At 43.6% G+C, this 6603-nt stretch carries 4 protein-coding genes and 2 pseudogenes; 2 read left to right on the top strand and 4 right to left on the bottom strand.

The window, feature by feature from the left end; genetic code table 11:
* Positions 1-92 (top strand): annotated as a pseudogene (locus tag IQ260_RS25375) (IS5/IS1182 family transposase); the annotation flags it as partial.
* A 68-nt stretch (positions 93-160) separates the two neighbouring features.
* Here IQ260_RS25375 and IQ260_RS25370 read toward each other — a convergent pair.
* On the bottom strand, positions 161-790 hold the full coding sequence (locus tag IQ260_RS25370) for a DUF2290 domain-containing protein (RefSeq protein ID WP_322745046.1): 630 nt from the start codon (positions 788-790) through the stop codon (positions 161-163).
* 32 nt (positions 791-822) lie between these two features.
* Positions 823-2952, bottom strand: a complete 2130-nt coding sequence (locus IQ260_RS25365) for a DEAD/DEAH box helicase (RefSeq protein WP_193995865.1) — start codon at positions 2950-2952, stop codon at positions 823-825.
* 374 nt (positions 2953-3326) lie between these two features.
* Here IQ260_RS25365 and IQ260_RS25360 point away from each other — a divergent pair, with 374 nt between their 5' ends.
* Positions 3327-3959 (top strand): LysE family translocator, encoded by a 633-nt coding sequence (locus tag IQ260_RS25360; RefSeq protein ID WP_193995864.1) that lies wholly within the window; start codon positions 3327-3329, stop codon positions 3957-3959.
* Positions 3960-4047: 88 nt separating this feature from the next.
* Here IQ260_RS25360 and IQ260_RS25355 read toward each other — a convergent pair whose 3' ends face one another.
* Together IQ260_RS25355 and IQ260_RS25350 are read right to left on the bottom strand one after the other, a co-directional pair.
* Positions 4048-5439, bottom strand: a complete 1392-nt coding sequence (locus tag IQ260_RS25355) for a pentapeptide repeat-containing protein (protein ID WP_193995863.1) — start codon at positions 5437-5439, stop codon at positions 4048-4050.
* An 80-nt stretch (positions 5440-5519) separates the two neighbouring features.
* Positions 5520-6603 (bottom strand): annotated as a pseudogene (locus IQ260_RS25350) (glycine oxidase ThiO); the annotation flags it as partial.

The following is a 6603-nucleotide window of genomic DNA, read 5'->3' as shown; positions in this document are numbered from 1 at the left end:
GCCTGAGTAAGGATTATGAACGCTTACCCGAATCATCTGAGGCCATGATTTATATTGCCATGACTCGCTTGATGCTCAGGAGACTGGCATGATTTGATACACCCCTCTACCTTTTAAAACATCCTCTCAGTAAATCACTACTGTTGTAATTGTGGAAGCTTTAGTAAATAGCTAAATGTATTATTTTCTTTTCTACAGAACTGATAGTTTCATCAAATAGATTGCTAGAAAAATTTAATTCATCAGTAAATTTTTGGAAAGCAGTATTGTAAAAACTACGAAGAATAAAATCTATAAACGCATTTGGAGTGATTGGAGAACATACAGGGATTCTACAGTTCTTAAATTGCCCCAGTGTTAAATGGCTTTTGGGATGTTCTAACTCTCTATAGTTCTCTGGATCGTAGTCAAATCTGATAGGAACAGGCAGTATATTTTTGGCTATTATATCCGCGTATATTTCATCGTCTTCATATACTTCAGGCTCATTCTGAAAGTCATACAAGAAAGGAGATGGAAAGAAAGCTAACCGATGTGAGGCCAAAGCAGAATCTCTATAAGTGTATAAAAGTTGTATTAGTGCTCCATCAATCATTTTGATATTGTAATTTTCACCTTCATCTAACTCTTCATATATTTCCTTATAGTCAATATTTTTAAGAGCTATTGAAAGATTCTGCATGCCTGAATATGAAATTTCATAGCTATCTTTTCCTATATTCGTGCATGAGGGAAAATTTTGTTTGACTGACAAATTAACAGATATTAACTTCTGGGTGATTGTGTTCACCTGATTATGAATACTGAGGTAATCTATCATATCTACAATGATGATCTATTTCTTAATTGCTTTAGACTCTCTTGAACGTCAAAGGGCAAGTCTTCAGGATGTATGTCACCTTTTACAAGAGCCTCAAGTAATTCTTTGAAGTTATCCTGCTTACTCCTATCTTTTAGAAGCTCGCGTTCTCTGGGACTCATATCTCTGTTAACAAGATTCATTCTCCTTCGTTCTACTTCATTAGGGTATAAGAAATTGAGAGTAAAATCTTCTTGCTTGACTTTTTCATACTCACTTACTAGGCTCTTCATGTTCTCACCATATCCAATAACTCTTAACCAAGCCTTGCTTCGAGTCATTGCAGTGAATAGAATATTTCTTTTCCTAGCCAGTTCAAAACCAGAAAAGCAATATTGCGCATTGATTACATAAATCATTGCAGCTTCGTTACCTTTGGCTCTGTTGATACTAGTAAAAACTATAGAATTTTCACTAAAAAAGTCATCAGGTGAAGTTGTTACTCCAGCTAAGCTAGAGTTAATTCCTTTTTCAAAAAGTTCTTCTCTAGCAACTCCTAGGGATTTTCTAGCTGTCAGTGGATTCGTATGTATGACCATTATGTCATCGTGCTTCAACTCATCTTGCTTTAGATTTATGTCTATCTGGTTAACTAGCCATTCAATTTGATCTTCATTGGAGTCAAATGACTTAAACATAATTAAGTCATCTGTTGAGGAATGAGCTTCGAGGAACTTGGGGCTTGTATTCTCGCTTCTAGCAAGTTTTACATCACTATTATCTTCTAAATCGCCTTCCTCCACTTCATACCCAATATCTCTCCACAAACCAGAGTATTCAAACATTTGGACTAGCCCCTCTTCTCTGTATATCCCAAAACCAAGAGAATGAGCAGAAACTAAAATTGGTCGAGAATTTCTATAGCATTTTTCTAAAATAATGTCTTGTTTAGGTTCGCTAGGACGATTCTGCAATAAAACGCGAGGATTACCATAAGAATCTTTATCAAAAATAGACTCTGGAGATTCCATTACTTTCTTGTTTAGGCTTTGTAATTCATCATAGGCATACACTAGCCTCTTGGGTTCTTTAAGGATTTCATAACAAAGTTTTAGGAAAGACTTAGAGAAATCTTGTGCTTCGTCAATCAAAATTGCATCATAATATTGTTCAAAATCTGACACTTTACTGAGAGCTTCCTCACAAACAGCATCGAATTCTTGACCATATGAACTAGCGATTTTTTTGGCTCTGTTAAGATCTCGATACTCTACATTATGTCTTTTACAAAACTCATAATAAATTCCATCCTTGGAAGGACTACCCCACGCATGGATAACTTTCACCTTTCCCCAATCTGGTTCCTCACTAGTATGTTCAATAGTAAATGTATTAATCAGCTGTTTGAACTGACCTTTAAGTGAGCGGGTGTTAAAGGTTACTGCTATATCCCAATCGGGATGCTTCGCATGTAGATAGGCAACCTTGAGAGCTAGAACGATTGTTTTTCCTGAGCCTGCAAGCCCTCTAATTCTTTGTACTCCTTCTACAGTTTCAATTACAGCAGCACTCTGATTTCTATCTAAATTTGCTATCGAATCTTCTAATTTGCTTAGCTTTGCACCTCGAGAATTCTCATGTTGTACATAATTTCTCTGTTTTCTCTTTCTTATAGAGGTAATAGCTTGAATTACTGAATTAAGATTCTCAAAATATTCATCATGTTCCCAACTCTGAGAATTTAGAAATTCTGTTAATTCCTCCTCATTGAGAAGTATATAATAGTCTTCCGAGATACTTGGCTTATGGCTTATAGCAGGTGCATAAGTGACAACATTGATGTCAACCATTAGCTTTCTTCTACGAGTCAGCGCCTTATGTTGAAGGAGCTTCGATTGAATTTTAGTTACGCTTTCATCCTGCACTTCTTCTATATCGATATCACTTTCAATCCCTTCTATTAGGTTGAAAATAACGACTCCGTGTTCCCTTGATATTAGAAGGGCGTCAATTTGATAGCCTCCTTGCGGAGTTCCTATAATTGGATATCCCATGTATAGGCTGCCATCAATATCAGCTCTTGCCTCAAAGTATTCGGCTAGCCTTTTAGATGAAACTGGTTTAGCGACATCGCCTCGAACGACGTTAACCATGAGATAGTCCCCATGTAAGTATCTGGCTTACTCCATTATGCCCGGAGTTGTAAAGGTACTCATTTGCAATTTTTGAATCTGTATTGCTGACATAGTCTATATCCTGTAAAGCCTGTCCATCAGAACCTACAGTTGGGATACATTACAACCTAAAAATTCCATATGGTGTCTGTATCATTTGCATAAGCCACTGAGTTTAAGATATCTGTACCCCTAACTTAATGTTATTTTTTATACCTTGCTTAGCTGTCAACGAGTTATGGCCAGCTAACATAATGCAGGAGCGGACGGAATTAGGAATCCAGGTTTTGGTGCAACAATACTGACCGCCGCTCAGCTCAACGTTAGGTGCAAGAAGTTTCCAAGGAAAAACGATGCCCCTTGACTCAATCATAGCTTTCATTATTGCATCAGCATTGCTGAGTATTGCGCCTGGACCGGACAACATCTTTGTTCTCACGCAATCAGCCCTGTATGGAAAAAAATCAGGAATCCTCGTAACGCTTGGTCTTTGTACGGGGTTAATCGTTCACACAACCGCTGTGGCTCTGGGCATCGCCGCTATATTTCAAACCTCAGTCATTGCATTTACCGTTTTGAAAGTATTGGGGGCCGTGTATTTGGTCTACTTGGCATGGCAGGCATTCCGGGCATCGGCCAGCACAATCAAATCACCCGGCTCAAATCTGCGTTCTAGTGGTGCGCTGTACTGTCGCGGAATCATCATGAATGTCACTAATCCTAAGGTATCAATCTTCTTTCTTGCTTTCTTGCCGCAGTTTGCATCACTGGAAAATGGCCAAATTGCGCTACAGATATTCCTTTTAGGTGGCATATTCATTTTTGTTACCTTGGTGATTTTTAGCGCAATCGCTTTATTGGCTGGAGTTTTAGGCAGTTGGTTAAACAGTTCGTCAAGGGCTCAGGTGTATTTGAACCGGATCGCTGGAACAGTATTCGGGATGTTGGCACTGAAATTAGCTACTGCCAGTGCTGAAAGTGAGTAAGCACCTAACATAAACGACGCAGGAGCGCACAGGTTGAGAGACTCTGCTATTAAAATAAGTAAAATGTTGTCTGCCGCTCAGCTCACTGTTAAATCTCCTCGTCCTCTTCACAACCTTCACTAAAGACTTCACCATCAGGCATGGTCGCCCCACAGAGCCTCGCTTCAGCCAGATCCTCCTCAGCGACTATAGCTCCGGTTAGATCAGCCCCTCGCAGCGCCACATCATCCAGATTGGCCCCGGTTAAGTTGGCACCCACCAAATTAGCATCTGACAAAACCGCATCGTCAAAATCAGCCATAGTCAGCACACTGCCGCTGAGATCTGCACCGCGCAAATTAGCATAGAGACGAAAGCGCTGTAATCCTAAAAATGGAATAAACCCCGTGGACGTGAACTCTGTGAGGTCGGCTTCACTGAGATCAACATTAGTTAGATTAGCACCAGCCAAATGGGTACCCCCCAATTCCGCATTGGGCATCGTTGCATTCTCTAAGTTAGCCAACGGTAGACTGGCCGCATGTAGGTCCACGGCCTCCATGATCGCCCCTGATAAATTGGCCAGCCCCAGCTTGGCTCGACTCAGGTCTGTTTCTGTCAGATTTGCATCGCTGAGGTCAGCCCCTACCAAATAGGCTCCAGAGAAGTCAGCCCCGGAAAGATTGGCTCCAGACAGCACAGCACCTTCCAAATTAGCATCATCTAAATCCAAACCGCTCAAATCTACACCGCTGAGATTACAACGAATACAGGCATTGTTATCCAGCAGCTGTTGTCGAGGATCGTCAACCGTACGCTGCGGCGTGGTTAGCGTAGTTTTAATAGCACTAATATCTCCCACAGTTAACTGATCCAGCAGATAAGCGCCAAATTCTTCTGTTGCCGTAATGCGCAAAATGTTACTGCGATGTCCCTCCGCTTCAGGGGACTCTATAAAGCTAATCGCCACCTCAGAAAAGTCTTCTTTTCCACGGCCTTCTCGTTCGTCGCCATCGCCTGGGACATAGTCTCGCTCAAACCCATCATACTCAGCTTCATTACGTTGAATATAGAGTTGGCCACCTATCAAAAAGGCCGTTGCATCTACCTCCCGCTCCCAAATACGGAGGGCTGTGGAATAAATCTGATCAAAGGGAAGACGAATCTCACGACTGCCCTTTTGATTATCCAACGGTTCAATGGGGTCACCCTCTTCGGCATACACCACGAGCGTATTACCTTCGATCAGCAGACGACAATCGCCCGAGGCATCGACCTGAGACAAATCCAGACCACAGTTAACCTGAGTGCCCTCTCGGTCGTCTAGAGGAATAGGAGCTTCAAACCCTTCACATCGAGAGTTAAAGGGAAAGCTGCTGCAGAGTTTGTACAGTTCGTCTAGGCTTAGCTCTTCTGCGCGAACGCTGGCTGGCATTAAGCTCAGCACCAGAGCGATGGGAGCCATGGCGGTCAAACGCAGCATACCCTGTACAAATCTCATGCACACACCTCAACAGATTCGATTTCGTACCGAATCATAGTTGATATCTGTCAGGCGATGCTAGTTTCTGTAACGCTGGGTTACTGACTGGTAATGGTGCCTGTTAACGGAGAGCTGGCGCTGGCGTAGGCTTTTACAGGGATACGCCCAGATAAATAAGCCAACCGCCCGGCCTCAGTCGCTAAGCCCATGGCTCGACCCATTTTGACGGGATCTTGGGCTTTTGCGATCGCAGTATTTATCAACAACGCATCCGCCCCCATCTCCATCGATTCTGCCGCCTCACTCGGGCTGCCAATCCCCGCATCCACCACCACCGGAATCTTGGCATTCTCCACAATGATCTGAATATTGGCCGCATTACGCACCCCCTGTCCTGAGCCAATGGGAGACCCTAACGGCATGACCGTAGCACAGCCTGCATCTTCAAGATGTTTCGCCAAAATCGGATCGGCATTCACATAAGGTAAAACAGCAAACCCCTCTTTCACCAGCTGTTCCGCCGCTCGCAAAGTACCAATCGGATCCGGCAACAAATATTTCGCATCGGGAATCACCTCTAGTTTGACAAAGTTGTTGTCTTCTTGCCCCAGCAGCTTTGCCATTTCCCGACCCAAACGCGCCACCCGCACCGCCTCATCAGCCGTAGTACAGCCTGCCGTATTGGGCAGCATCCAGATCTTCTGCCAGTCAATCGCCTGGGCCAACCCCTCATGGCCCGGAGCATTGGTCTGCACCCGACGCACCGCCACCGTAACAATCTGGCTACCGCTGGCCGCCAGACTAGCCCGCATCATCTCAAAGTTGTCAAATTTTCCAGTACCCGTCATCAACCGCGATGAGAACGACCGCCCAGCAATCACCAGAGCATCATCAGACGTCGTCACCGGAGGAGCAGAAAGAGTTTGCATTATCATAGGAGTTTGAAAAGACGTAGGTTGGGTTGAGCCCGCGAAACCCAACAAATCAGATGAAGAATCAGACGAAGAATCAGAAACAGCAGCAAAATTAGAAACCAGAGCCGGATCATCATCTCCCTGAGATCTGTCCTCGCTCATAAACCGCTCCCAACAAAACGCCGCCAACAGCGGATCCGCGTTATCCAGAATCAAGCCAGCAATCAGCTTCGCCGTAATCGGTGCCAACAACACCCCATTGCGATGA

This window comes from Leptolyngbya cf. ectocarpi LEGE 11479 (assembly GCF_015207065.1).
GTDB classification, from domain to species: Bacteria; Cyanobacteriota; Cyanobacteriia; order Phormidesmidales; family Phormidesmidaceae; genus Leptothoe; species Leptothoe ectocarpi.
Note: the sequence above shows the minus strand (reverse complement) of the source record. Positions and strands in the feature narration are given on the sequence as shown.

Coding starts and splice junctions, on each gene's coding strand:
- IQ260_RS25365 (WP_193995865.1), bottom strand. CDS start 2,952: ATGGTTAACGTCGTTCGAGGCGATGTCGCTAAACCAGTTTCATCTAAA.
- IQ260_RS25360 (WP_193995864.1), top strand. CDS start 3,327: ATGCCCCTTGACTCAATCATAGCTTTCATTATTGCATCAGCATTGCTG.
- IQ260_RS25355 (WP_193995863.1), bottom strand. CDS start 5,439: ATGAGATTTGTACAGGGTATGCTGCGTTTGACCGCCATGGCTCCCATC.